A 24,794-nucleotide genomic window follows, 5' to 3' on the forward strand; every position below is an offset into this window, starting at 1 on the left:
TTCCTCCTTATTGCAGCTCAAAAGCGCCATATGCGGCATCTTTTTCTGATATATTCGTACATCTCAAAGGCCATTTAATGTTAAAAGCAGGATCATCCCAACGGACGCCTCTTGCAGCGGACGGTTCGTAATAGTTCCCCATTTGGTAGAAAACTTCCGTATCGTCCTGAAGCGTTTGAAATCCGTGCGCGACTCCTGCTGGAATATAGAGCATTTTACGAAGATCACCTGTCAGTTCTACTGCCGCCCATTGAAGATAGCTCTCCGAATCGGCACGCAAGTCGATGATAACGTCATAGATGGCTCCTCTTATGCATCGAACCAGTTTCGTTTCTTCATAAGGGTCTGCCTGGTAATGCATCCCTCTTATTGTTCCTTTATGAAAGTTATAAGAAACGTTGCATTGCACGATCTGCGGGTTTAGTCCGTTCTCCTTAAACTCCTTGTTGCAGTACGAACGGGCAAAAAAACCTCTTTCATCTTGAATCGGTTGCAATTCGATGAGATAAGCTCCTCTAATGGATAGCTCCTCAAACTTCATTAGTTGATCACCTCAACTACCGGAATCGGAACGATCCATTTGCCTCCCCACTCACGGATATATTCCGTCTGTTCGATAATCTCGTATTTGAGATTCCATGGGAGGATCAGGACATAATCCGGACGGGTCTCTTTTAAATAATCAGGCGAGTAGATGGGAATTCTCGACCCTGGCAAAAACATATTTTGTTTGTGAGGGCTACGGTCAACGGTATAATCTAAAAAATCTTTATCCAGTCCGCAGTAATTTAGCAATGTATTCCCCTTCGCGGGAGCGCCGTAGCCCGCGATTGTTTTGCCGCTATCCTTTAAATCAACGAGGAAGCGAACCAATTGTCTCCTCAGCTTCTTGACCTCTTCCTTATACTTTTGGTACATCTCCATGCTCTTGATGCCGAAAGTTTCCTCTTCGCGCAAAAGCGATCCTACATTCTCTGTTATCGGATGCTCAGGATTGTCGATGTGCTTCGCGTAAATTCGTAATGAACCTCCATGGGTAACAAGCTCTTCGACATCGAATAACTGAAGTCCGTGTTTCTCGAATAGTTGATATACCGTAGTAAAGGAGAAATAGGAGTAGTGTTCGTGATAAATCGTATCGAATTGACATTGTTGAATGAGCTTCATCAAGTGAGGGAATTCCATTGTGATGACGCCGCTCTCGCAAAGCAGCATCTTCATCCCTTTAACGAAATCGTTCAACTCCGGCACGTGCGCAAGCACGTTGTTCCCGATCAAGAGATCCGCCCGAACGCCGTCGCTTACTAATTTCTGCGCAAGCGCTGGACCGAAAAAGTCAACGATGGTCGGAATTCCTTTTTTCTCGGCTTCTTTTGCTACGTTCACTGCTGGCTCTATGCCTACGACCGAAATGTGTTGCCGTTGAAAATATTGAAGCAAGTAACCGTCGTTGCTCGCAATTTCAATGACGTTGCTTTCGGAGCTCAGCTTGAATTGACGAGTGACTTTGGTTGCGTAGTTGCTGCAGTGCTCCAGCCAACTGTCCGAAAAGCTGCTAAAGTACGCGTAATCTTCGAAGATGTGCTGAGGAGATTCGAACTCCTCCACTTGAACTAAGAAGCAGTGCTCGCATACAAACGTTCTCAGAGGGTACATAGGCTCCATTTGCTGAAGCTTTGAAGAACTTACATAGGAATTCGCAAGCGGCGATAAACCTAAATCCACGAACGTGTAGCTTAATTCATTTCCGCAGACCCGACAATACTGGGTTCTCATCGGTTACAGCCCCTCCAACGCATCGAATCTATGTATTTGTTGTGCCGTATAATCAGACATGTCCGCTTGTTCCGAAAACGCCTTATACCACTGGATCGTCCAGGCTATCGCCTCATCGACATTCAGCTTCGGTTTCCAGCCAAGCACGTGTTTCGCCTTTGCGCTATTTAACGTCAATAATGCAGCCTCGTAAGCTTCATCTTGTCCCTCTGGACTGTAAATGACCTGATTCGGCCATATCCTCATAGTCCTATCAATGAGTTCCTTGACCGTAACGATCGACTCCGCATCCGGACCGAAATTCCAACCCGTGGAGTAGTCATCGCCTGTTTCCCACATTCGTTGGGCTAAAAGTAAATACCCGGATAGTGGGTCTAACACGTGCTGCCACGGCCGAACGGCGTTCGGTTTACGAATCAGCATTGGCTTTCTGTTAGCAATCGAACGGATGTAATCCGGAATAATTCGATCCTCCGCCCAATCTCCGCCACCGATTACATTCCCGGCTCTTACGGATGCCAATTGCTTGCCCGACGACGAGTAAAAGGAATTTCGATAAGCACTTGTCACGAGCTCGGCGCAGCCCTTGCTCGCACTATAGGGATCGTGCCCTCCCATCGGATCGCTCTCGACGAAACCCGACCTTTGATTACCGGGATTGTCATAGCACTTATCGCTCGTTACGTTAACGACTACTTTAACGCTTTCACATTGTCTAGCCGCTTCAAGAAGATGGACGGTCCCCATGACATTCGTATTGAACGTCTCACTCGAATGTGTATAAGAATAACGGACTAATGGCTGCGCAGCCAAATGGAAAACGATGTCCGGTTGAAATGCGCCAAGGGATTGGTTCAATTTATGACTATCGGTAATATCCCCAAAAACGGATAACATATTGTCGCCGACTCGAGCCAAATTGTATAAGTTAGGCCCCTGCAAGGGAGGAAGAGCATACCCGCCTACCTCAGCTCCTTGCATCTGAAGCCATAACGATAACCATGACCCCTTAAACCCGGAATGTCCGGTAATAAACACTCTTTTCCCGTTCCAAAAACCAGATTGCATCATATCCATACCTTCCAAGGCGGGCAATCCGACTGCCACAACTCTTCCAGCTTCACCTTATCTCTTAATGTATCCATAGGATGCCAGAACCCCGAGTGGAAAAACGCGGACAAATGTCCTTCCGAAGCCAAAGCCTCCATCGGCTCCTGCTCCCATATGGACTCGTCTCCTTTAATGAAATCAAAGATCTCCGGATCAAGCACGAAATACCCCCCATTGATCCAGTTCCCGTCTCCCTGAGGCTTTTCCTTGAAGCCGACAATCCGATCCTCATCCAGGTTTATTGCGCCGAAACGTCCTGGCGGCTGTACCGTCGTAACGGTAGCTAGCCGGCCCTTTTGTTTATGAAAACGAATCAGTTGTTCGATATTGACATTGCTAACGCCATCGCCGTAGGTGAAACAGAACGTTTCGTTTCCTACGTGCGACTGCGCGCGCTTCAATCTCCCCCCTGTCATCGTTTCTTCGCCCGTATCGACAAGGGTTATGCGCCACGGTTCAGCCTGATTCTTATGTATGGTCATTTCGTTCGTTCTAAGATCGAACGTGACGTCGGATGTATGGAGGAAGTAGTTGGAGAAATACTCTTTGATCATGTACCCTTTGTACCCAAGGCAAATAATAAAGTCATTAATTCCGTAAAACGAATACGTTTTCATTATGTGCCATAAGATCGGCTTTCCGCCGATTTGAATCATCGGTTTAGGCATGAGGTGGGTTTCTTCGCTAATTCTTGTTCCGAAACCTCCAGCTAAGATGACTGCTTTCATGCTATACCCCCTTCGGTTCCGTTGTAGTTTATATATCGACTAATTAACGGTCAAACATAAGCTATTCTTTGGGGAAAAAGTCGCTTGGCCAGTTCGTAGTCTCTGGCCGTATCGATCTCCAGCCAACCTCCGTTTATTTTTACCGCCTTTAGCTCCAACCCGTCGTATACCAGCTGTTGTATGACATCCGTTAAATAGCATTGCCTTGGCGGCCTACCCCAGCCGATTGATGCTTGTTCGCCCTGCGATAACATTAGCTTAATATGCTGCATCGTATGAACGTTAAACTTCATTAACCCGATATATTGAGCTTGAATTTCATGTGGATCGGGACTTGGCTTTCCAATCGATACGATGTGATTCGCTTCATTTAATTCCAAGCTTTCGGCATCTTCAAAGGGGTTTCCGAAGCGCTCTGCGAAATAAGGCTTCCAATCCTGATCGACGACAACAGCCGGAACGTGCTTGCAGTCAAGAAGAGCCTCCAAAACGCTGCGATGATATAAAATATCGCTATAGGATACGATGACTTCATCATCAAAGAAAGATTCCGCGCATAGCAAAGTTTGCGCCATATTGGTAGTATCATATTCCTCGTTGATATAATGCACGACTTCGGGAGGCGTCTTTACAGACTCCGCCTTATAGCCTTTAACGATTCCGATTTCTGTAATCCCTAATGAATGGAACAGTTCGATTTGTCGCTCCAAAATCGTCTTTCCCTCTACTTCTATCATTCCTTTGGGGCAATGATCCGTGTACGGTCTCAGCCTGCTGCCTTTACCTGCCGTTAAAATGAGAGCTTTCATCATCATCATCCTTCTTTCGATAATCCGAAAAAATAATTGAGTAACGCATGATTAACCCGATTGTCCGATCCTTCTCGTTCGGGATGCCACATTACGCCTATGATAGGGTAGCTCGTATGCGCAAAACCCTCTATCGTATTATCTATAGAGCATCGCGCAAACGGAATTAGTTGCTCCGCTACTTGATGTTGCCGAATTCCCCATTCATGATACGAATTTACGATGCCGGTTTCTTGCCCGGACCGCACTGCCATATCTTCGCTGAGCGACACTTCATGCCGCGATGCCACATGGTTCTGAACCCCGTCGATGCGGGAAAGCACGCCTCCGAAATAAGCTTGTATCATTTGCATGCCTCTACAGACCCCGAGAACCGGAATATAATTCTTTATCGCATAGCTTAGCAAATGCCTTTCCGTTTCATCTCTTTCCCGGGAACAGTCCTCCGCCTCCCCGTCAGCTTCTGCAACCGTATTGCCGCCAGTTAAAATCACATATTTCGGCCGTAATCTGTCAACATAATTCGACACGTCGTTTAAAGCATTGGGGATGGGGACGGGCACACCTCCCCTGTCTTCGATAAATTTGCACCAATCGTGGCTCAGTGCATCCCGGGTTTCCCGATATCGCGATTCTTTCGTCACTCTTTGCGATAAGACAATGATCATACTCTCACTCCAACCGGCTCTACCGACTTAGCTTTGCAGTTAAGATTTACGCTCTCAGCCGCTTTAAGCAACGAATACAGCTTTTCACCGCATCCGATAGCGGCCGGCATGCTAAACTCCGCGCAACGGATGGACATATGCGAGGCTGCCCCGCCGTACTTGGTTATGAGCCCGGCAATCGGATACGCAAACAACCAATCGTATCCGGGATCGGCTTTTTCGATCATGACGATTTTCCCTGTCAGATTAGCCGCGTCCAAGCTGTAATCGTCGCGATCCAGACAAACGATCTCGGCGCTAATATTTTTTTGCGTGATATAATTCGGTATCCGCTGCGCGTATTTAATGATTTCTAGGTCGCTTTCCCCCGTAATTAGATCCGGCATATAAATGAATTTCTCCATGGCATGCGTTTCGCGGTTAAACTCCACGATGCTTTTGAGTTTTCCCGAAAGAAACGGCGGAAGCGTCGTGTTGGCATACTGGGTAATATCGCTTATATCCAAATAAGACAGATCATCTCGGCTCAAACCGAAGTAATCTCCGAATTGCACTAAAAGATGTAAAATCAAATCGATATTTTTGGTGAACTCGAACTTTACTGACTCCCTTTTCTGAATAAACTCGCGTATAAACCGAAGCAGTGTCGAGGAGTTGAACGCGAATCCTTCCTGCGTGAGTCGCTCGGTAATAGAGTCATGAGGAAATGCCGCCTGAATGTCCTCTTTAAAATACTCCGATACAAGTTGTTGAGTAGGGTTGGCCGGTCTGGTAAAGTAATAATCCGGTTTTTCCCGATAGCTATAACAGGCAATATCATAGGTTCCGGGTCTTAAATGCCCATACGCGGCGAGAAATTCGTCGATGTCCATTTTCCCGCCATACCACTTGTCCAAATCGTCAACCATCAAAGTTGCTACGGTCTCAATAGAAGCTAAAAAGCGATGATACTGCTCCTCGGTAATCAGTCGATCGCTAACCATAGATTTAAGCAACGCTTTCCCGATAAAAGCACACCTAGCGACCGCGGAGAACGGAATCGTTCCGTACTGGGTACAGTCTTCGATAAGCGACTGAATAATAAATGGAATCTGCTCGACTCTGAAAGAACGCGACATCAGCATTTCTCTCTTATTTTTCATTACATGCAGGCGTTCCTCAAGAGAGCTCAGCATCCCATTGTCATTCAACACGATTTTATTCGTCAACTCGAGCAGGTTTGCTTTCAAGAGATGGATTTCCGTTTCGGAAAAGCCGTTCGCGAGCAACTCCGTGCTTTGCTGCTCGAAATTAAAGGTCATGCACGAAATGACGATCTCGAACTCGACTTTATCGTGAAGGCTAGGCGTACGTTCCAGCTTATCGATGTAGAAATCGATCAATTTGTCGCAAAGAGAAGGCGTTAACCCAATAGGCAGCAAAGAGTTGAAGCTATTTCTTACATCTACGTAGGGACGACCTGCCATAGTAACCATCAGATTCTCGGTGGAAGGTTCGTTATAACCTAGTAAAGCCCTTCCTTTGTGCCAGGCGCGGCGCATAATCAATTGATTATACAGCGACACGGACAGGCTTCTAGGATGGGCACCGATAATTTCGGCCGGGTTCCAGTCGGGCATTTGCCCGTAAATCGGCTTCGTGCCAAATACCCGCGAATTATTAACCGACTCTTTATAGTAGGACTTAACGCCCTGAAGCGTCGTCGCGATATTGCGGTCCAGCTTTTCTTTGTTCATGATTTTTTTAAGCACGAGAGGACGAACCTGCAAAATAAAAACGAAGCCGTTAGCATCGATGGCGAATTCAATGTCTAGCCGATCCGCCCGCGTAATCCGTTCCAATTCTCTAACCGCTAGAATGAGATTATTTAAAGGTTCTGTTAAATCCTTAAGATCGATATTTTTTTGAATGTATACGGTCTGCAGCTCGGCATGATGGCCGGAGGTAACCGTATCCGTTCTTCCGCTTCGATCATCATAGTTCAACAAGTAGTACGGGCCGTTGTTTTCTAGGTCACGGGTAAAAATAACGCCGCCCATGCGAACCTGATTAACCATCGGCTGAACGATCAACTGATAGTCGTCCACGAGGCGGCTTCCTTTTGCCGTATAACTGGAAATGACATGCGCCATTCCCTGCTCAACATCGAACGAATTGCCGGAGTCGATGTGAAGGACAGACTCATAGGCACCCGCCATCGAAAACTCAAAGGAGTCCTCGTTGGGGGCGCTGCTGCGAATAACGATTTGTTGACCGGGAAATCTCTCCGAAATTTCCTTCGTTACTTTAGAGGCATTTTCATACCATTCTCCGACCCTAATAATGAAAGGAGCAGGGATAAAGCTCGCCGTAACCAAATGTTGCAGTTGCTCCAAGTTGTCGGCCTTCGTTCCGAACCGAAAAGCAGTCGCCTGGTTCATAAGCTCCCCTCCTTACTTTCGACTTCGGATAGAATGGCAATATGCTTTAATACTGGATGAATAATAAAGTAAGTTTCGCCCTCGTCGGGGGTTTGGCTGGTCAAATCGAAAGTTTGATGAACCGAGTAATGCCTCAACACATCAACCAATAAAGAAGCCCGGATAAAAGGATCGAATATATAATCCATGTCCGGCGGTTGATCTGGAATGCGAAATCTTTTCTTCGCTATCAAAGGGCCCGTATCTATATTTTCATCCAGGAATATAGCCGAAGCTCCGCACGTTCCCTCCTGAAGCAGGCTATAGTAAATGGTCGTGCTGCCTTTAAACTCGGGCACGATCCCTGGATGTATATGAAGGAATTTTTTACCGCAATTGATTAAAGGACGCTTGAGAATCTGTCCCCCAAATCCGGAGTAAATCCAGATCTCTTCGTCTCTGTCTAGGACGTGACCGTGCACGAGCTCGTCATTGACTTGTTCCGTTTCTACAATTCGATAGGGTATGCCGCATTCCTCAAGAGTAACTACGACAGGCTCATTCGGGTCGTAATAATCCGCCGGCTCCTCGTTCTGCTGCTTGTACAGCTCCGCTTCATTCCGTAGAACGGACACGTCGCGATGCATGATCACGCAGTAGCTAGGCAATAGGTTGTTCTTTTTCATCAATTGCAAATAAGCTTTGGTCCGGTTACCGGATGTACCAATCAGTGCTACTTTGGGAATAATCATTGGCTTAACCCCTTTGTTACGCATAGCTTATGTACGGCGTACCGTTCCATCAGTAAGGAGAGGAAGACCCTAGTAAAACTCTGAGGACTTTCGTTGACCTCCTTGCTTACGGATGCGATTGTATCGTTAATTTTTAACAAAGCGTTCAAATACTTTAAATTGTTTGTTTTTAAATATACGACAGCTAGCACGAACGAAAACTTAGCGTAATTGTCTACCGATCGATAGTTTGCGGAAAGAGGCTTAAACTCCTTTGTATATTGTTCATACAGCCTTTTCCGAACTTCGAAAGATTTCGTAAATGCGTTCAATAACCGCAAATACGATTCATCGTTCTCTGCTTGATCTGCGGATAGCACATGTACGATTAATAAATCGAGCATCTCCGGCGTATCGATAGTTACTAGAGTTCCTAAATCTAGCTCCTTCATTTCAAAAGGACACTGTACAAGCGGCGATGCGTCTGCTACCGGTTGCAGCTCTAAGATGCTCCGTTCCGTTAACCGGTCAATGAACGCTATACACCAGCCCCATGCGGGTCTATCCTCTTCTAAAAGCACCTTATAAGCGGGCAAAAAAGCTTCCCGCATCTCATTAATCATCGTCGTTCTAATCCGAAAAAAATCATTCAAAAAATCGTTTCCTCTATACTCAGAGAACATATAATGCTGCTTATTGTCCAAATTGTTCTCGGTTATATATGAATACATGGTTTACCCCTCTGCCAGTCGCCGATCGAAATATTCTTTTAGCTTCCGTACCGATTCGTCTATCAATTCTTGATCCGTTCTAAGCTCTATATCGTAACTTTGCGGAATTTCGTACACGTCGTCAATGCCGACTACATGACGTACTTCCCCCTGCAACGCCTTCTTGTACAATCCTTTTGTATCTCTACGAATACATTCATCAACGGGACAGTTCACGTAAACTTCGACATAATTGTCGATTTCCTGCCTATTCAAGTCTCTCATTTCTTGAAACGGTGCAATAGCCGCTACGATAACCGAGATATTGTTTTTATTCAACGTCTTTGAGATAAAGCGGATAACCTTACTCATCTTCATCCGTTCTTCTCTTGAGTAGCCGAACATATGGCCGATCTCGTTACGAACGACGTCCCCATCCAAAATCTCGACTTTGACGCCTTTTTCCAGCAATATTTTGTTAATTTCCAATGCAAGCGTACTTTTACCCGCACCGCTTAATCCCGTTAACCAAATCGTCATTGCGTTGTTCAATTCGCTCACCTTCCGTCAGAGGTTATAGTAAAAATCTCGGTTGATCAATTGTCTGTATTTATCCATTATACTCGGATCCGGATTCGTAATCGGCACATCTTCGTTTGGTAATATATAGTACTCTTCCTGTCCGTTATCATACAGAACATACTTTTCGGTCAGACTTCGTATCATCTTATATCCCTGAAATAAATTTGGGTTAAGCTGGTAGGAAAAAAGCGGATCCTCTCTCATCGTTTTGCTTCGTATCGGTCCTCTCTGCATTTCCACGAAATCGTGCGGCTGAATACGAAGCGCACCTGTTTCGTAAATTTCCAGCAAAATTTCCGATAGATGCTTCATTCCGAAGAGACCTGGGTTGACCGTAGGGGTATCTCCCGGATATCGAACGATGAGCGGAACATGAATGTTCTCGTCTCTCCACGGAAGAACCGCGCCGTAATGATCTCCGTCTTCTTGACAAAATCCGTGATCCGAGCAAATCGCTGCCGTCATCCGCGGCGGCAAAAACTCCAAAAACATTTGCAGTTGTTGATCAACGTAGCGCATCGCTTCTTGATACTGATCATACGCTTCCGTCAGAAGATCAGGGTTTTGGATTTTGTGCTTATTGATAAACTTCGGCAAGTATCCGGGAAGTATGATCCGTTTCTCGTGGTAGCCGGAAACGTAGGGATGATGGAGTTCCCATAGTTGCAGCACGTATAACCCTCTGCTGTCTTGCCGCGATGCCAGATCGGTTAGAAAATTCCAAATCAATAAAGACGCAGGGGCAAACGTATCAAAATCAGCTTTTTTTCCCGAAGTTCCTATCAGATTTACGTGCGGATGATCTTTAACATGCATCCCGCTGTACTGATAGAAACGATAGCCTTCCTGAGACACTCGTCCATATAAGCCGCTTTGAGTTAAATCCAGCTCGGATTCTTCCATCAAATGATCGTCGATCAGAAGCTTTCCCGTCATCATGGATAAGCAGCTCGCGATTGTATAAGTCGAAGGGCTGTACGCGTTCCGATAGTTAATGTGTTGAGAAGCAAACGCATTCAAGTTCGGCATTTTTTCTAGATCTCTTGCCCTCATGCTGTCCAGTATTAATATGCAAAGATCCTGCGGAGTCTTTCTCTGCAAGCTTTCCTTTAACTCCGTAAGCAATGAATTCAACTCTTGTTGAAGGCTTAGCAACTCCGCGTAATCGGAGTATTTCTGCATCACATACTCGGCAATATAGCGTTGACCATTTACAAAATCCCTAACGCGCAAATACTTCTTGATGAGCGTTAGCAATTGCGCTTCCCTTTGCTTGCGGCCGGATGCCTCTTCATATATTTTGCGCTGCATGAACAGGTCCGTATTTTGCTTGTGTATATAAAAAGGTCCCTTCAACGGCAATTGAAACTTCTCATCGTAAATGTTAACAATTCTACATCTCGGATAAGACTTCTTTATTTCATCCGTTATCGGCTCCCTGTACAAATAAGATGACACGACAATGGTCGTGATGTCGTCGTTTATGGCCGAAGGGGGCTTAACCTGAAAACCTTTGACATTGGTGTTCTGTAGTTTCTCGCTATTATCCACGATAAAAGCAATGGAGTTTCTGATTCCGACATCTTTGCAGAGTATTTTGAGCAAATGATCCGTATGCTCGCCTGCGCCCCAAATAACCATCCGATCATTCGGAGACTGAGGTTGGCATACCTCTACAACGAATCTATCGATATAATAAGATTCCGTAACTGTATCGAGCTCGTATTTTTTCAATAATCGTGCAAGCTTAATGTCGTAGTGCATAACCAAACTCCTTACGAATAAATAGAAAACACATTTTCAAAACCCTTTGCATTCAATAACGGGAAAACTTGCTTTTGATTCGAGCGACTTATCGCAAGTATAATCCCCGTATCGCGAGAGGGCTTTATTTCCGATAATTCGTATACTGGAAATCCGAGAAATTGCTGCAACGCGCCCCTCCGTCCGTCCGAGAGAACGAAGCCATCGAATTTCAATCCTTTTTCATTGAAATCCTCGGCAAAGCGTTCGGCGATCTCTCCTGTACCGTATAACAGTATTTTAGAATGCTTCCTATAGAAGCCCGAGAAGCGCTCCTCAATTGCGAATACGTCCAACAAATTATGAAGATCGATTCCCGAAGCATAATTATCCATGATCGATCCTTGCCTCATCCGACGCATCATGCTCGCGAACAAATAGCGATAGTTCACGGTCTGAATTTCCGCCGACTCCGCAGGCATCGCAAGACCACTGTAATAACCTTGATGTTGCGCAACGTAAGGGAGAATGCGTTCGATCGCATGATTCATGCTGCCGTCCCCCGGCAGAGGCTCAGGCGGGAAATCCTCGTATTCGAAGCCATATTCAAACAATGCTCTTAATGCGCTTGTCCGGCACCAGAATGCGGTTCCGAGAACGAAAGGACGTTTGTCTTTCGATAGTTTGCAATTTAATTTCAATCGTTCCGCAAGCTTCACCGATTCGGGAAAACTGCGAGTCCATGACTCGACGCCGGAGCTCAATAAAGTCGCATGATAAGGTGCCGGAGGACCAAGCAAGCCCAAGCGTGGATTCTCATCGAAACAATTCAATACATTTAAAATATACTCCGGACTCTTCAGCGTGTTTTCCCACAATAGATTCATGAAGTCTTGTCCGATCTTCGGAATACCCAAATCGCTCGTGACTTTCTTGTCATGCACGAAGCAGAGGTACTCGTATTCCGTTAAATAGGCCTTGCAGCTAACGAGAAGCGAACTAATTTCCCTGCCTCGGTTCGTGGACATAAGGATCCGATAATTACGCCGGTTTAGATCGGACATGCAAGCCTCGATCTTCTCTTTAGTTTCGGTCATTTTCGTGGTGATAATTAGATCAATATCCGACGGGATTTGCCTAAGAAATGAAAAACACGTTTCGACCAGCTCGGGATAGTGGAGGTGCGCGATCACGACCGCCTTTTTACATGGCACCTTGGTGCTTGAGACATTCAATGCCCTTGACGGCAATAGGTAATCCAAATGAAGGTTATCGTGCAAATCGGATACGTCGAGCGTGCTCAACAAATGATCCCAGATCAACTTCACGTCATAATCCTTGAGGTCGCGAACATAATCGGCCACTTTCCTCATATCTGCGCCGACCGACACATTTAGACTCTGTTCCAATGGGATGGCAAAACTTTCGCACTTAACAAAAGGGCATTTGTACCGGTCCGTTAAAATATGGGCATTGTGATGCATATGTAGGATATTATTATCCGCATCGGTTGGCGTCAGACCGAATGTGTCGATGTAGCTTTCCGACGTATAACCCAATTCGGTAAAGTACGAAGTAAACCTCGCTTCGTATTTCAGAAGCGAATCCTCCCGCGAATCAATGCTTCCCAACGAGTCCCAAAAACGTTTGAAATCCTCGCTTTGCAGCAAACTTCTCTTAACGACAAGAAAGTAAGACTGAACATGATAGGGCACATGCTTCTCCGTGCTGGATTTCCCCCACGGATTAGGGAAAGGGTATTGGTTGGTTACCCCCCAGAAGTCTGCGCTTCTCCGATCCATTTCGTCGAATACTTGCTTCAGTGAGTATAGCGGTCCATAACAGGTGTCATTCACGATGACCAGTTCATCGAACTGTCGCACCTTGTCCCAACCGTACCTTCCGCTAAGAAGATCTTTAAAAGCCGCGCTGTCGCTGCTATACCGATCGCGCACGAATAAATCTTCCGTATAATCCGTAAGCCTCCGAACACCATCTTCTTGCAATGGATCGCTGCTTACGATGACTAGATGGTCGACGTTCCGCGCCACCTCATCCAACAAATAGGCAACATAATCATGCACGATGCCCTCGATGTTATGGATATGAAAGAAACCTAACCGTTTCGTCATGGCTATGCCCCTTTCCAGCAACTTCAGCTTGCCGCGCTTACCGTCACCGAAGCTAGATTCTGTTACGATTACGGCTTCCCTGCAATAAATCAAGCATGTCGTAATATTTGTACATCCCCGACGCAAGACCGTTTACGATTGCCCAGAACGGAACTTTCTCCATCTCTCCAATGCGGGCATAGTCGATGGTTAACAGCGCAGTTTCCGTTGTCTCGAACGGGACAAAACAAACTTTGTTCTCGTACGGCAGCTCAATGAATCGGCTCGCATCCTCGAAATTCTCCGTAAACATCATTACGAATAAATTATCCCAGTTGATCTTAGCTTTACGACTGTTCCATTTCGTAACCGCGTCTTCCAGGGTAGCATAGTGATTGAAATACAGCTCCGTATCGTCAAGGCGGCATACCGGGTATTCTCGCTTTAGCTCCGACTCGTACAAGTATTTTGTCAGCGTCGGCTCGCAGCCAAGATAATGCCGCGGAGCACTCATTATTTTCAAGTAGTCCGCAGTATTAACGAACATATTAATAAACGGAGACAGGAACTCCATTCCCAAGCGATTATAGGTGATTCCACCCCAACAGTTGTTCGAAAATATCGTAAGATTACCGTTTTTTATGGCCAAATACTTATCTAGATCCAGCTCGGGTAAAGCAAATAATTTGATGCTTACGAGCTTTCGGGCATCGATTCCACGACCAATCGCATCTTGGCGTATGGCATTGAAGCTCCCTAAGCTGGCAATGATCAAGAGATCAAAATCGATAGATTTCAATTCTTCTTTAGGAATAAACCGATACCCGTCGACACGACTATAAATCGATTGATTCGATGTCACGCCCACGATTTCAATATTCCCTAATCGTTCCTGATGTTTAACAGCATTGAGGTATAGATCGTAGTCCAGGCCTACTCCCCAGACGATGCACTTGTAGGTTGGCACCGCAATCCCCCCTCTGTCTTTCTAGATAATCAGCAATGTAACAAGGGATTATATTGCTCTGCGAGATAATCTATCACATCGCTCCACGTAAGCACTGTAACCCCTTTGCTGCTTGCAATCTTGTGCACTTCGGCGAACACAGCTGGAGACTTCGGGAAACAAAACAACACATCGCCACGCTCTAAATGATTCTCGTCCGGTTTCGTTACCACGGAGCCGTCGTGCAGCGCGGCTCCCGGAAAAGCTGCTTGATCCCAAAACAAATGTGGCTCCCATGGCGTTCCCTTAAGAAGCGGCAACAAGCCTCTTGCTACTTTGCCGAGTGAACCGAACGCTATGATTCGCCCGGTTACCCGTTGGCATATCGGCTTAACCCCAAGTATGGCATTCGTTAAGGAACGGAAAAATACTTCGTTGTCCGCGTCGCCGTCCATCATGATCGAGGTAACCATATACCTACAACCTATCGCAGCCATTCCTTTCAGCCGAGCCTTGTCCTCCGGGCTTATTGAAAGTTGTTCGATGGTCTGCTCGTATAGTCTGAGACGGTTTCTATAGTGTTCGGAAACTTGCTGCTCACCTCGGCCAGCAGCTAGCGCGCTTGAGAAAGTATTGTAAATGTAAAACGGTCTATCGATCTTCTCTAACTTATGTTCGTGTGCAAAGAGCAGCGTTGTGATTTGCGGTTCTTGCGACGCAGCCCCGTCAGTGACCATCCGCATCAATCCGCAGCGTTCGGCATATTCCCGGGTTATTAGGTACACGCAGGCGGAACTATGAACCCTCTGCAACAAAACCTGTTCGATTGCTGTATTTGGGCTTATTTCGTCCGTAAAGGTAACGGACACCGGCGTTCCGTTCGGGATACTTCTGGCAGCTAAGCCGCAAACAGCAAAGTCGACGCTTGGATCGGCTTCCAGCAACCTGACCGGCTCCGAAACATATTCGGGGTCCAATTCATCGTCCGCATCGGGAAAACAAACGTATTTACCGGTCGAGCGAAGCAGTCCGGTCTTTACTGCTGCCGCCACGCCCGCATTAGCCTGATTAATGACGATGACATCAAATCCTCGGGCCGATAGGCGCGGTTCCCATTCCTTTATGACGCTTCCCGTCTCATCGGTTGAACCGTCATTCACGAGTACGACTTCGATTTGATTCCACGCCTGATTTATTATCGAACGAAGGGTGTCCCCGATATATTCCGCCTTGTTGTAACAAGCAATAACGATGCTGACCTTGGCACTCATGTACCTTCCCTCAATTCATACTGATTACGCGTTCACAGTCCGCAATAGCGCTTGCATGCTTCTCTCATAAATCGCGAGACCGGCGTGGCCATCAGGATTGGCGATATTCCCTACCATTTGATTGCGTAGCCGATAGTCGATGGAATCAAGTTCGTTGCGCTCAAGGAGATAATCGCAAAACTCGTCTGCTCCGGTTGCGGCGCTCTCCTGATTGTAAGAACCGAATAGTCCCTGCCGGTTCGCTTCCCGCTCGTCGGATAAGGCGATCTCGTGTTCAAGCTGTAACGCTTCAGGGACGTCCAATTCGAATAGGCGATTCTCCCGAGCGGACACCGCGACTAACTTGTCGCCAACCATTCTTGCGATGGCGAATGGCGCAGCACTAACGGGAATCGTATCGAAGCTCGCCATCTTTTTGTCTCCTGCATCGATCTTAATAGCCATATTCGCTTGAACAGGGAACAGACAGATCGATCCATTCACATAGATCGGATGACCAAAGGGAAATCCTCCCCCGACATATCCTTCAGGAAAAGCGGTCAACTCTTCGAATTTGTTGCGCTTGCGGTCCCAGCGCGTAATGCTGCCATTCTTCCTTGGCGTCAGCCAATACTGTTCGCCGTCAAAACAAATGCCGCCAAACCCGATATTCGTACCTTCGATTGGCCGCACGGTTGACACGCATTTCTCCATATCGAAAATAACGACGGCACTCGCGTTGCATGCCGACAACAGAAGACTCGCTCCTTCCTGCAAGCAATCGGAGAACCACATCCCGACCGGATCTCGCTTGTACTTCTCCAGAGGGATGACCCAATCCGTCACGTAATCCAGTTCGCCCGTCTCCAGATTGTAGCGGATTATCGCCGGATAAGTGCTAGGGATGATGAACAACCATTGCTTATGCCTCTTGATTCCAGAAAACTTGTACACGGGAAAATATAAATTATCGCTTGCCGGAACATTCAGTTCGAACGGGATTTTCTCCCACTCTCCCGTAACGGTATCATAGCTGGCGATTTCATTCGCGGCGGCGGGAGCCAAAAACAGCTTCTGGCCACACAATATGCTATCCGAATACAGCGTCCATCCGCAATAACGCTCGTCCGGAATCAATGAGATAAAATCCATCTTCTTCGTCTGCTTGTCCAAACGCATCAACGAATCTCCAAATTGCAGGCTTAACCACCAATAGCCCCCATCGTCCGTCGCATGCGAAAACGCAAATTTGTTGTAGCTTTCCCTCTCTTTTATTTTGACGTTCTGAGTCATCGTCGGTTTGCCCGTTAGAGAATACAACGCAAGCAGCGAACCGCCATCTCCAAAATAGGCATCGGACATGGCAATAGCGCGATGCGAATCCGCGGAGTCATCGTAAATCCCGAAGCCGCTACGTCGGTATTCTGCCACAATGGCTTCATAATCGGCTAGAAGCTGCGGGCGCATGGACGAGTAAACGGTGCCGTTGAGAGGGTGCGGACGCCACCAAAGCAAGACATCCTCACGCTCCCGGAATACATCGAACACATACTTCAGCTTGTGCAGAACCGCGTCGTTGCCTGATAGTAGCGATCCGATTGCCGTGTTGTACAGAATAACCTTCTTTCGCGTGCCGTCAGGCCGAACCATCAACTCGGCCCACTGCTCCGGCAAAGTGTAATCTTCGCGGCGAGAGTTCACCACTTTATCGAACTTCGGAGATCCGAGCGCAACGAACTTGCTCTCCGGTTGACCGAACAATTCACCGAAACGGTGCTGTTCCGCCAACTTCTTATACACTCTAATGTACGTCTGCCGAACCTTCTCGGACTGAACGAACACTTTGTGCGCGTATATGCACCCAGGGAGTCCGCAAGATCCCTCACTTACGTCGCCGTTCGATACGAAGTAAGGAACGTACACAAGCTGATCGGTTAGCTCGCGCAACCGCTTGCTGTAATACATCGGATGAACGCTTGTAGCCAAGTTAGCGTTATCGTATGGGTTATGGATATAGATAATATCCGGCCGCCGTGCCTCGACGTCATATTCCTGCCAGTTCGTGATCGGAATATGAGCCGGGTATTGGTCGCCCTCATAATGCATCTGCCCTAACTGGCCGTTCGGCAATTTATCATAATAGGGGATCGGAACGACGTAGACATCACACCGCGGATCGTCCTTCGCTGCTAACCAGATCGATTCTAACGCATCGAACATCGAAGCCTTGTACGGGAAGAAGGCGATCTCTAACTTATTCGACTTCAACTCGTCTTGCGCGCTATTCGTAATGACGATAAGCTGACGCCTGAGCTGAGCGACGCTATTCATCGGTTCAAACTCCATGCTCGCCTTGTATAACAAGTCGCAATACTCTTCCAAGAGCGCAACCGTTCGAGTGCCTTCGCCTTCGATTTGTTCGATGAACCCGCCGATCTTCAAGGCGAATTCCTGGCAATCGGCAAGCAAGCTTACGATGGTATTGTGCGCCGTTTGCCGGGCTAATTCATCGTGAGCTTCCTCCAAAGTGTGAAGCAAGTCTAAAAGTTGCTGCTGTTGGTGCTTCCGCATACCGCGTCCCATCCATTCCGTCTATTTTTTCCGGTAGGCATTGATAGGATGCGATACCTGGATCGCCGAAACCGGCGCGTTCGCGTACTTTCTAGCCCTTAACCTCAAGTACTCTTCATAACCTTTGGCAACCGAAAATTGCTCGCCCTCAAACTCCATTGTCGTTCCGTAATCGAACACGTCTCGCGGCACTATCCATTGCTCTTCCCCGCCCCACAATTCGACGGCGGTAGCCACGTTCGGACTGTCGTAGAAGGACAAGTCATAACGCTTCTTCATAATGTCCGCGCGATAATCCGATTGTTCCGTTTGAACGACGCCACGAGAGTTATAAAACCAACGCCACTTTGATTCCAGGTAGCGATTCATATTCACTCGGTATTCGATTTCTTCCCGATTTTCCGGATAGCCCGTCAGCGGTATAATATCGATGAAAACGCCTTGCGCAAGACTGATCGGCGTACTACCGTACAATATAACGGTGGCGTTATCGACCATCTGAATGTACGGCCAGAAAAATTCGTCGTAGGCTTCCCAATGCAAGATCTCGTATCTGCCGCCGACGGGGAAATGCTTAATCAAATGAACATAATCTTCATAAGGCATGTAAATATCAATGTCATCGTCCCACGGAACGAATCCTTTGTAATTCACCGCGCCGAACATCGTTCCGCCCGCCAAATAATATTTCAATCGATGATCCGCGCAAAATTCGCGAAGCGCCTTGAGCATATCGATCTCGGCCAACTGAAGCTCCCTAAGCGTCATTCGCGGGAAAGCAAGGACCTCTTCGCCGAGCAGAGCCTCCGCCTCTTCGGCATAAGCCGACGGCGCTGGGAAACGAATGATTTGATCGTCCGCGTATCCATACCCTTTAATCTGCTCGATAATCGCGTCCGCGTAATTAGAAAAAATAAAGACGACGGCGTTCTGGCGCACCGTAGTCAGCACATGGGAGGGTGGAGAAACCAGGACACCCCCGTAGGTGACCCGTCCCCACTTTTGCTTATCGTTATCGACGACATAATCGATCCGTTGTCCTTTGGCCGCTAAGGCAGTCTGAACAACGTCGACCAAAGCGATGTAGCCGAACCAGACGATTGTTTTCCCCTCGGTATGTAAAGAGTCCATTCGTTCAGACACATCTTGAATAATTCTCGGCAACACGTTTCGACTACGTAGATTCGCCATGCTCCCGCCTCCTGTTCGCCATCAATCCAGAGCCGTAAAGGCATCCCAAAATCTTCGCATATAGTCGATGTGGCCGGTAGAAATTCTCAAGTAGCCTTCGAGCAACCCCGAGCTATAATCTCGAATCCAGACGCCTTGCTCCTTCAACGCCGCCACGATATCCCGAGCGTTGCCTTTAGGCTTGAACAGGATGAAGTTGCCCTCTAACGACAGCACGCGGTATCCCGCGCCATCAAGCTGCCGGACGAGCCACATCCGTCCTTCCTGCTCCGAGACGCGTTGGTTTTCCATCACATCAGGCCGCTTCATAATCTCTTCGGCGAACAACAAACCGACGTTACTTACATTGAAGGTCGACTGGGATCTCTCCAGATAGTCGATCAATCGCGCGTTCCCTGCCGCATAGCCGACTCTCAAACCCGCAATCGAGCATAGTTTGGAAAAAGTCCGCAACACGATGACGTTCTCATATTGCGCTAACAGGGGCATGAACGTAGGGACGTAGTAGTAGTGGTAGGCTTCGTCGATGATTACTAGCGCACCAACCGCGCCGGCCTTCTTGACAATGGCGTGCGCCTCGTCCTCCGTATAGGTCGCTCCGATCGGACTGTTCGGATTGAGAATAACGACAATTCCGGTTGACTCGTCAATGGCTTCAAGCAATCGTTCTACCGGAATCGTAAAATCAGCATTAAAACCTACGGGCACATGCTCCATCCCGAACATCGCCGCATAAACGCCGTACATTTCGAATGTCGGCGTGACCGTCACGACCTTCTTCCCTCGCTCGCCGAAGCATTGAAACGCCAATCTCATCGCTTCGTCGGAGCCGCTAGTGATCGAAATCTGATCCGCTTGCAATCCGCAGTGCGCCGAGACTTGCTTAACCAGTCTATTCTTCTGCGGATAGGTAGCTAGAAACTCCGGCGTAATCTTCCGCTTCACTTCTTCTACGAAATCCAAGGGAAGCCCCTCTGGACTTTCATTCATATCCAATCGCAGAACTTGATCGCGCTCTTCGTGGAATTTCACGCGATATAGATCTTTAATAAATTCATTCACGTACATATCGCATGACTACCTTTCCAGTAGGGTGTACCAACGATCCGTCTCGTAAAATTGCTTCTCATTGTTCAAGTGCGGCAAGTACCTCTGCTCGCGAACCTTGAACCCCGCGTCTGTGAACACTTTGTAATGCTGAATATACTCTTCCGGCGTTCGGTAGATAACATCGTAGTTCGTCCGCAGCGCTTCGGATGGGCATTCGTCCAGCGTCAACCGTCTTTCTACCGCGACTGTCTCCGTGAAGTAGATGACGCAGCGATCGGCTAGCAACGGCAGCAATCCCTCGTAACACGCGGGCAGCTCCTCGTCATTTATGTACATGCATACGCCGCCAACGATCAGTCGATCGAATTGCCCTTTGTAAAACTCCGCTGATTGCCGTACGGTTTCTTGGAAGGAGAGGTTGTAGAAATCATAGGCCTTTCCTTCGACACGGTTGCGCTTCCTGGCCGTCTCCACCATCTCCGACGAGAAGTCCGTTCCGCAATAATAGCCACTCAGCGGAATAACCGACTCCGCCCACCGGCCGATCCCGCACCCGATATCGAGCAAGCGGTTCGTCTGGGAAATTTGCAATTCCGGAAGAATGAACTGTTTCTCGAACCGATTCCACTCCTCGGCATGACCCGGATTCTGATCTCCAAGCAATACCGCTACGTACGGGTTAGCCATGCTTGCGATCGCCTTCGCCCGTTCGTCATAGAAAGTGCGCGTGTTCTCCGTCTTAATATTAATACGCTCGTCGTAAATTCGGTGCCGATCTGACAAGGGCTTCTTCCTCCTTCTCGATGTGCTTCAGAATCCGTTCGTAATCGTCGAAGTAATCGATCTCCGCCCAGAATCTCCCTCCGACGTCCACGGTATATATATTTTGTTCTTTCGTATCCGTGAAGGAATACAATACATTTTCCCACCATAAGGAGTGCTGGTGGGTTTCCACGAGCAATTCCAGACGTTCGTGGAATTTCTCCATGAAGCTTCCTCTGATCTTGGCGAGCCCGACATATTCGCAGCTACGGGATGAGAGCGGAAGCTCCTTCCCATACTTTTCAATGCAGCCGTTGTCCGTCGTCGAGAAGAAGTAGTCCCCGACCTCCGTACGCGTCTTATCGATCGCCATACTCACATCATGTTTATCGTTAAGCACGAGATCAAGAATTTCTTTCGAGAAGTAGACATCCGCATTGAGTACGATCGAGTCGCCTTGCAACTCCTCGCGCGCGAACCACAGACTCGCGATGCTATTCGTCACATTGTAGAAAGGGTTGAAATAATAATTAACGGGTAGTCCTTCGAGAGCCTTGTATATTTTGCTCGCTTGATAGCCTACGCATACGACCAATTCGAACCCCGAATCGAGCAGCATCTGCGCCGTTCGACGGATGAGCGGAACTCCGGCAATAGGTAATGTCGATTTCGGCACATCTTCAATCATTCGAGAGATTCGAGTACCGCGACCAGCAGCAAGTAAGATTGCCTTCATTCTTATCATCCTCTCTTAATGTCATAAACTATAGGAAGAAAGCGGAGAAGTAATTTGCCTGCGTTCCGGCGGCGGGGGCGTCATGTAGTCATTCCCATAGACGTAACGCAAGTAGCCATCCCAATCCGCCGGCGCATAGTATTGTTCGCCCTCGAAAGGCAGCGTCGTCATTTCCGTAAACCAGCTTTTACGAAACCCGTTCGTCTCCGCTTGGCCATGATAACCAATGCAACCCACTCGATCGCAGCGTTTCTCGTTGAACACAAGGGATAGAAGCTTTGCAATCCCGAACGCCACCTGCTTCGGAATCAATCGAACGACGCTCCAGCCTAATCTTCCGATGAATGTCTCCGACGTTCTGCTGGCCACTCGCGCATAGAGCATCTTTCGGCTCATCGCAGCTACAACTCCTCGTACCGACCTAAGCAGTGCAAGATTCGGCACGCCATCGCGCGGGAATATATCAATGAATACCCCGCTATTCATCTTCAGATGTTCTTGACCTAGACGAACCGCCTGCGTACCCGTACGTCTTAATTTCCCGTATAACCATGGATAATGCTTGTCCGTCTTGTTCGTTTGGAAGAACGTGTCTTCCCGGAATTCTCTCTTATCGATCTTGCAAAACTTATCATAGTCGCTGCGCAGCATCTCTACGTCAATGTCGTCATCCCAAGGAATGAAAGAACCGTTTCGTGCCGCTCCCAAAAGCGTTCCGGATGCGATGATGTAGCGGATACCGTGCTTCTTGCAAAGCGCGTCGAATTCCGCTAGCAACTCGATCTGTATCCGTTGCATTTTTCGCAATTCAGCTTGCGACATTTTCTTCTGGCTATATTTCTGCATTTCGCTATAATCATCGCCTTTCAGCGCGCTTACTACCTACTTTATCGACATTTTACGACTTGGACTTTACATCTAAATTATATTACACTTTAAGCACTGCAGATACTCTCGACAGGCATCGACATTGGAGGCTTTTTATGGATAAACTCATTTCCGTATGTATGATCGTGAAGAACGAAGAAGCCTTCCTGCAACGTTGTCTACAAAGCGTTCGAGCTTACGTAGACGAAATCGTCATCGTCGATACCGGATCCACCGACCGAACGAAAGAGATAGCTCAGACGTATACGGATAAAATTTACGATTTCGTATGGATCAACGACTTTTCCGCCGCGCGCAACGAATCGCTCAAGCACGCGACCGGCAAATGGATCTTGGTCATGGATGCCGACGAATATATGGAAGAGAAAGAAATTCGCGGGATGCGCGATTTCCTGGCCAAGGAAAAACCGACGAACAGCGCGATCTATCAATTGTGCGTCCGTAACTTCCAGGGAGAACAGAATAATCCTACAGTCGTCGAATCGCAGGTTGCGCGCGTTTTTGCGAACCGAATGAAGTTTCATTATCATCGCGCATTGCATGAACAACCGCGGCCTGCGAAAGGCGTTTCCCCCCGCGTTGTCGAGATCCCATATCAAATTTTGCATTCCGGTTATTTAAGTCATGTGATGACATCTAAAAACAAGCATGAACGCAACCTATCCATCTTTAATGATATGAAGGCTGATGGGGGTTTTAACGCCTACGACCATTGCATGATCGGTCTCCAGTTGGCGACGATGAAAAAAGACGAGGAAGCGCTGCAGCATCTTCGGATCGCTCTCGAATCCGGCGACAAAAAAGCCGTATGGTACCGAAGCATTATATTCGCCATGCTGGAAATCAGTATGCGACACAGGCGCTTCGTCGAGTCATTAAATCTTATGGATCAACATTTGCAAGCTTATATCCAATACCCCGATATCAAGTGCTTGCGCGGCGTAATATTGCTTGAATTAGGCTTCCGCGAGCTGAGCAAGCAAGAGTTTCTGGCTGCTTACCAAGAAGCGGAGAAACGTTCAGCGAATAAGCAAGAGGTCGCAATTGCCAATCCGGATTACGGGATGAGGATGCCCCTCTGGCAGTTGGCATTAGGTTACGAAAGAGAAAACAACTTGAATGAATCCGTCACCTACTTAACTCGCCTGCTCATGGCTAACGACAAAGATCTAAGCGCTATGATCAAACTGATAGAGATTCTATCATTGAAAGATAACGCGACCAATATTGCCGCTTTTCTCAATAAACTGCTGCATGTCAACGGCGATGTGACCAAAACAAATGTGATAAAAAAAATCGCGATTTCTATCGGTAACAAAGAGCTTGCTAGACACTATGCAACATCCTCCATAAACCAAGTCGGCATCGCTGATCGGTTAAAATACGCAATATTAATGCAGGATCAACACGATTTTGATCTTGCATTGATGAGCTATTCGCAACAAGAACTTGAGGAACTGACGGTCGTCAAAATCATTGTCTTGGGCGGAATCGTCTGGTCCCGTTCCGATTGGCTCGAACGTTATGCTCATTCCACGAATGAAGAAGTGAACGGCTTCCTGCGATTCGCGACCACCGTCTTGAAAGAGCACAATCCTCCAGCGGACGATGCGCAGTTCGAACACGCTGCGTTTGAGACATTAAGCCAACTTTATGTGTTAAAGCAATGGGTTGCTTATGATCGCTTGATCGAAACCTATGGCTCACCGCCCCTGATTAATCAACTCGCAAGCTTCTTTCTGCTCAAGCATTACAAAGAACCCGCCATGCAGTACTACCAGCATCTGCTCGACAATGGTCAGTTGACCGCTGAAAGCTGCGACCAACTAGCATTCCTCCAGACCATCGAAGGAGATCCGGAGGATGCCTTGGAATTCTGGAAGCATGCAATCGAAATTAAGCCTGATAACCCGAAACTATATATTCAATTTTTAGCTCACTGTTCGGATCCGGAGCGCCGCGCTCCGATAAAAATGAAGCTGATCGAGCGCTATCCCGAATACACCGAATTAGCTCTTCTAAAAGTTTAATAA

21 protein-coding genes are annotated in these 24,794 nt (G+C 47.5%); 1 reads left to right on the forward strand and 20 read right to left on the reverse strand.

The features are described 5' to 3' along the window. Positions 1 to 7 precede the first annotated feature (7 nt). From rfbC to ACFPQ4_RS05735, 20 genes are all read right to left on the reverse strand, one after another. Positions 8 to 541, reverse strand: coding sequence for a dTDP-4-dehydrorhamnose 3,5-epimerase (rfbC, locus tag ACFPQ4_RS05640; RefSeq protein WP_378110804.1), 534 nt, complete (start codon positions 539 to 541; stop codon positions 8 to 10). Beyond that, on the reverse strand, positions 541 to 1,776 hold the full coding sequence (locus tag ACFPQ4_RS05645; protein ID WP_378110805.1) for a methyltransferase domain-containing protein: 1,236 nt from the start codon (positions 1,774 to 1,776) through the stop codon (positions 541 to 543). The genes rfbC and ACFPQ4_RS05645 overlap by 1 nt, the downstream gene beginning before the upstream one ends. A 3-nt stretch (positions 1,777 to 1,779) precedes the next feature. After that, positions 1,780 to 2,847, reverse strand: a complete 1,068-nt coding sequence (rfbG, locus tag ACFPQ4_RS05650; RefSeq protein WP_378110806.1) for a CDP-glucose 4,6-dehydratase — start codon at positions 2,845 to 2,847, stop codon at positions 1,780 to 1,782. Next, positions 2,844 to 3,614, reverse strand: coding sequence for a glucose-1-phosphate cytidylyltransferase (gene rfbF, locus ACFPQ4_RS05655; protein WP_378110807.1), 771 nt, complete (start codon positions 3,612 to 3,614; stop codon positions 2,844 to 2,846). The genes rfbG and rfbF overlap by 4 nt, the downstream gene beginning before the upstream one ends. 50 nt (positions 3,615 to 3,664) lie before the next feature. Continuing rightward, a complete protein-coding gene (locus tag ACFPQ4_RS05660; protein WP_378110808.1) occupies positions 3,665 to 4,432 on the reverse strand; it encodes a phosphocholine cytidylyltransferase family protein in 768 nt (255 codons plus the stop codon). Beyond that, on the reverse strand, positions 4,429 to 5,091 hold the full coding sequence (locus ACFPQ4_RS05665) for a gamma-glutamyl-gamma-aminobutyrate hydrolase family protein (protein WP_378110809.1): 663 nt from the start codon (positions 5,089 to 5,091) through the stop codon (positions 4,429 to 4,431). The genes ACFPQ4_RS05660 and ACFPQ4_RS05665 overlap by 4 nt, the downstream gene beginning before the upstream one ends. Further along, complete coding sequence (locus tag ACFPQ4_RS05670; protein WP_378110810.1) at positions 5,088 to 7,511, reverse strand: PEP/pyruvate-binding domain-containing protein; 2,424 nt, start codon at positions 7,509 to 7,511, stop codon at positions 5,088 to 5,090. The genes ACFPQ4_RS05665 and ACFPQ4_RS05670 overlap by 4 nt, the downstream gene beginning before the upstream one ends. After that, positions 7,508 to 8,242 (reverse strand): formyltransferase family protein, encoded by a 735-nt coding sequence (locus ACFPQ4_RS05675; RefSeq protein WP_378110811.1) that lies wholly within the window; start codon positions 8,240 to 8,242, stop codon positions 7,508 to 7,510. The genes ACFPQ4_RS05670 and ACFPQ4_RS05675 overlap by 4 nt, the downstream gene beginning before the upstream one ends. Continuing rightward, positions 8,239 to 8,844: a hypothetical protein gene (locus ACFPQ4_RS05680; protein WP_378110812.1), complete on the reverse strand. Its 606-nt coding sequence runs from the start codon at positions 8,842 to 8,844 to the stop codon at positions 8,239 to 8,241. The genes ACFPQ4_RS05675 and ACFPQ4_RS05680 overlap by 4 nt, the downstream gene beginning before the upstream one ends. A 111-nt stretch (positions 8,845 to 8,955) precedes the next feature. Further along, positions 8,956 to 9,483: an adenylyl-sulfate kinase gene (gene cysC, locus ACFPQ4_RS05685; protein ID WP_378110813.1), complete on the reverse strand. Its 528-nt coding sequence runs from the start codon at positions 9,481 to 9,483 to the stop codon at positions 8,956 to 8,958. A 15-nt stretch (positions 9,484 to 9,498) separates the two neighbouring features. Beyond that, the gene (locus tag ACFPQ4_RS05690) at positions 9,499 to 11,277 is read right to left on the reverse strand and encodes a sulfatase-like hydrolase/transferase (protein WP_378110814.1); all 1,779 of its coding nucleotides are present in this window, start codon (positions 11,275 to 11,277) and stop codon (positions 9,499 to 9,501) included. An 11-nt stretch (positions 11,278 to 11,288) separates the two neighbouring features. Beyond that, positions 11,289 to 13,388 carry a rhamnan synthesis F family protein gene (locus ACFPQ4_RS05695; protein WP_378110815.1) on the reverse strand — a complete coding sequence of 700 codons (2,100 nt, stop codon included), beginning with the start codon at positions 13,386 to 13,388 and terminating at the stop codon, positions 11,289 to 11,291. Between the two features lie 52 nt (positions 13,389 to 13,440). Next, entirely contained in the window at positions 13,441 to 14,334 is an 894-nt protein-coding gene (locus ACFPQ4_RS05700; protein WP_378110816.1) for a DUF1919 domain-containing protein, read from the reverse strand. A gap of 29 nt (positions 14,335 to 14,363) precedes the next feature. Further along, positions 14,364 to 15,584: a glycosyltransferase family 2 protein gene (locus tag ACFPQ4_RS05705; RefSeq protein WP_378110817.1), complete on the reverse strand. Its 1,221-nt coding sequence runs from the start codon at positions 15,582 to 15,584 to the stop codon at positions 14,364 to 14,366. Positions 15,585 to 15,608: 24 nt separating this feature from the next. Next, complete coding sequence (locus ACFPQ4_RS05710; protein WP_378110818.1) at positions 15,609 to 18,134, reverse strand: NHL repeat-containing protein; 2,526 nt, start codon at positions 18,132 to 18,134, stop codon at positions 15,609 to 15,611. A gap of 21 nt (positions 18,135 to 18,155) precedes the next feature. Beyond that, entirely contained in the window at positions 18,156 to 19,325 is a 1,170-nt protein-coding gene (locus ACFPQ4_RS05715) for a LicD family protein (RefSeq protein WP_378110819.1), read from the reverse strand. Between the two features lie 21 nt (positions 19,326 to 19,346). Next, on the reverse strand, positions 19,347 to 20,393 hold the full coding sequence (locus tag ACFPQ4_RS05720) for a pyridoxal phosphate-dependent aminotransferase (RefSeq protein WP_378110820.1): 1,047 nt from the start codon (positions 20,391 to 20,393) through the stop codon (positions 19,347 to 19,349). A gap of 9 nt (positions 20,394 to 20,402) precedes the next feature. After that, positions 20,403 to 21,158: a class I SAM-dependent methyltransferase gene (locus ACFPQ4_RS05725; protein ID WP_378110821.1), complete on the reverse strand. Its 756-nt coding sequence runs from the start codon at positions 21,156 to 21,158 to the stop codon at positions 20,403 to 20,405. After that, positions 21,121 to 21,873 carry a phosphocholine cytidylyltransferase family protein gene (locus ACFPQ4_RS05730; RefSeq protein WP_378110822.1) on the reverse strand — a complete coding sequence of 251 codons (753 nt, stop codon included), beginning with the start codon at positions 21,871 to 21,873 and terminating at the stop codon, positions 21,121 to 21,123. The genes ACFPQ4_RS05725 and ACFPQ4_RS05730 overlap by 38 nt, the downstream gene beginning before the upstream one ends. A gap of 21 nt (positions 21,874 to 21,894) precedes the next feature. Continuing rightward, positions 21,895 to 22,719, reverse strand: a complete 825-nt coding sequence (locus ACFPQ4_RS05735; protein ID WP_378110823.1) for a LicD family protein — start codon at positions 22,717 to 22,719, stop codon at positions 21,895 to 21,897. Positions 22,720 to 22,856: 137 nt separating this feature from the next. Between ACFPQ4_RS05735 and ACFPQ4_RS05740 the strand changes: the two genes are divergently transcribed. Next, a complete protein-coding gene (locus tag ACFPQ4_RS05740; protein WP_378110824.1) occupies positions 22,857 to 24,791 on the forward strand; it encodes a tetratricopeptide repeat-containing glycosyltransferase family 2 protein in 1,935 nt (644 codons plus the stop codon). Positions 24,792 to 24,794: the final 3 nt, after the last annotated feature.

Source organism: Cohnella yongneupensis, from assembly GCF_042655785.1.
In the GTDB taxonomy this organism is placed as follows: Bacteria; Bacillota; Bacilli; order Paenibacillales; family Paenibacillaceae; genus Cohnella; species Cohnella yongneupensis.

Excerpts from the sequence above, each read along its gene's own strand:
- rfbC (WP_378110804.1), bottom strand. The coding sequence starts at position 541 with ATGAAGTTTGAGGAGCTATCCATTAGAGGAGCTTATCTCATCGAATTG.
- ACFPQ4_RS05645 (WP_378110805.1), bottom strand. The coding sequence starts at position 1,776 with ATGAGAACCCAGTATTGTCGGGTCTGCGGAAATGAATTAAGCTACACG.
- rfbG (WP_378110806.1), bottom strand. The coding sequence starts at position 2,847 with ATGATGCAATCTGGTTTTTGGAACGGGAAAAGAGTGTTTATTACCGGA.
- rfbF (WP_378110807.1), bottom strand. The coding sequence starts at position 3,614 with ATGAAAGCAGTCATCTTAGCTGGAGGTTTCGGAACAAGAATTAGCGAA.
- ACFPQ4_RS05660 (WP_378110808.1), bottom strand. The coding sequence starts at position 4,432 with ATGATGATGATGAAAGCTCTCATTTTAACGGCAGGTAAAGGCAGCAGG.
- ACFPQ4_RS05665 (WP_378110809.1), bottom strand. The coding sequence starts at position 5,091 with ATGATCATTGTCTTATCGCAAAGAGTGACGAAAGAATCGCGATATCGG.
- ACFPQ4_RS05670 (WP_378110810.1), bottom strand. The coding sequence starts at position 7,511 with ATGAACCAGGCGACTGCTTTTCGGTTCGGAACGAAGGCCGACAACTTG.
- ACFPQ4_RS05675 (WP_378110811.1), bottom strand. The coding sequence starts at position 8,242 with ATGATTATTCCCAAAGTAGCACTGATTGGTACATCCGGTAACCGGACC.
- ACFPQ4_RS05680 (WP_378110812.1), bottom strand. The coding sequence starts at position 8,844 with ATGATTAATGAGATGCGGGAAGCTTTTTTGCCCGCTTATAAGGTGCTT.
- ACFPQ4_RS05690 (WP_378110814.1), bottom strand. The coding sequence starts at position 11,277 with ATGCACTACGACATTAAGCTTGCACGATTATTGAAAAAATACGAGCTC.
- ACFPQ4_RS05695 (WP_378110815.1), bottom strand. The coding sequence starts at position 13,388 with ATGACGAAACGGTTAGGTTTCTTTCATATCCATAACATCGAGGGCATC.
- ACFPQ4_RS05705 (WP_378110817.1), bottom strand. The coding sequence starts at position 15,584 with ATGAGTGCCAAGGTCAGCATCGTTATTGCTTGTTACAACAAGGCGGAA.
- ACFPQ4_RS05710 (WP_378110818.1), bottom strand. The coding sequence starts at position 18,134 with ATGCGGAAGCACCAACAGCAGCAACTTTTAGACTTGCTTCACACTTTG.
- ACFPQ4_RS05715 (WP_378110819.1), bottom strand. The coding sequence starts at position 19,325 with ATGGCGAATCTACGTAGTCGAAACGTGTTGCCGAGAATTATTCAAGAT.
- ACFPQ4_RS05720 (WP_378110820.1), bottom strand. The coding sequence starts at position 20,393 with ATGTACGTGAATGAATTTATTAAAGATCTATATCGCGTGAAATTCCAC.
- ACFPQ4_RS05730 (WP_378110822.1), bottom strand. The coding sequence starts at position 21,873 with ATGAAGGCAATCTTACTTGCTGCTGGTCGCGGTACTCGAATCTCTCGA.
- ACFPQ4_RS05735 (WP_378110823.1), bottom strand. The coding sequence starts at position 22,719 with ATGCAGAAATATAGCCAGAAGAAAATGTCGCAAGCTGAATTGCGAAAA.
- ACFPQ4_RS05740 (WP_378110824.1), top strand. The coding sequence starts at position 22,857 with ATGGATAAACTCATTTCCGTATGTATGATCGTGAAGAACGAAGAAGCC.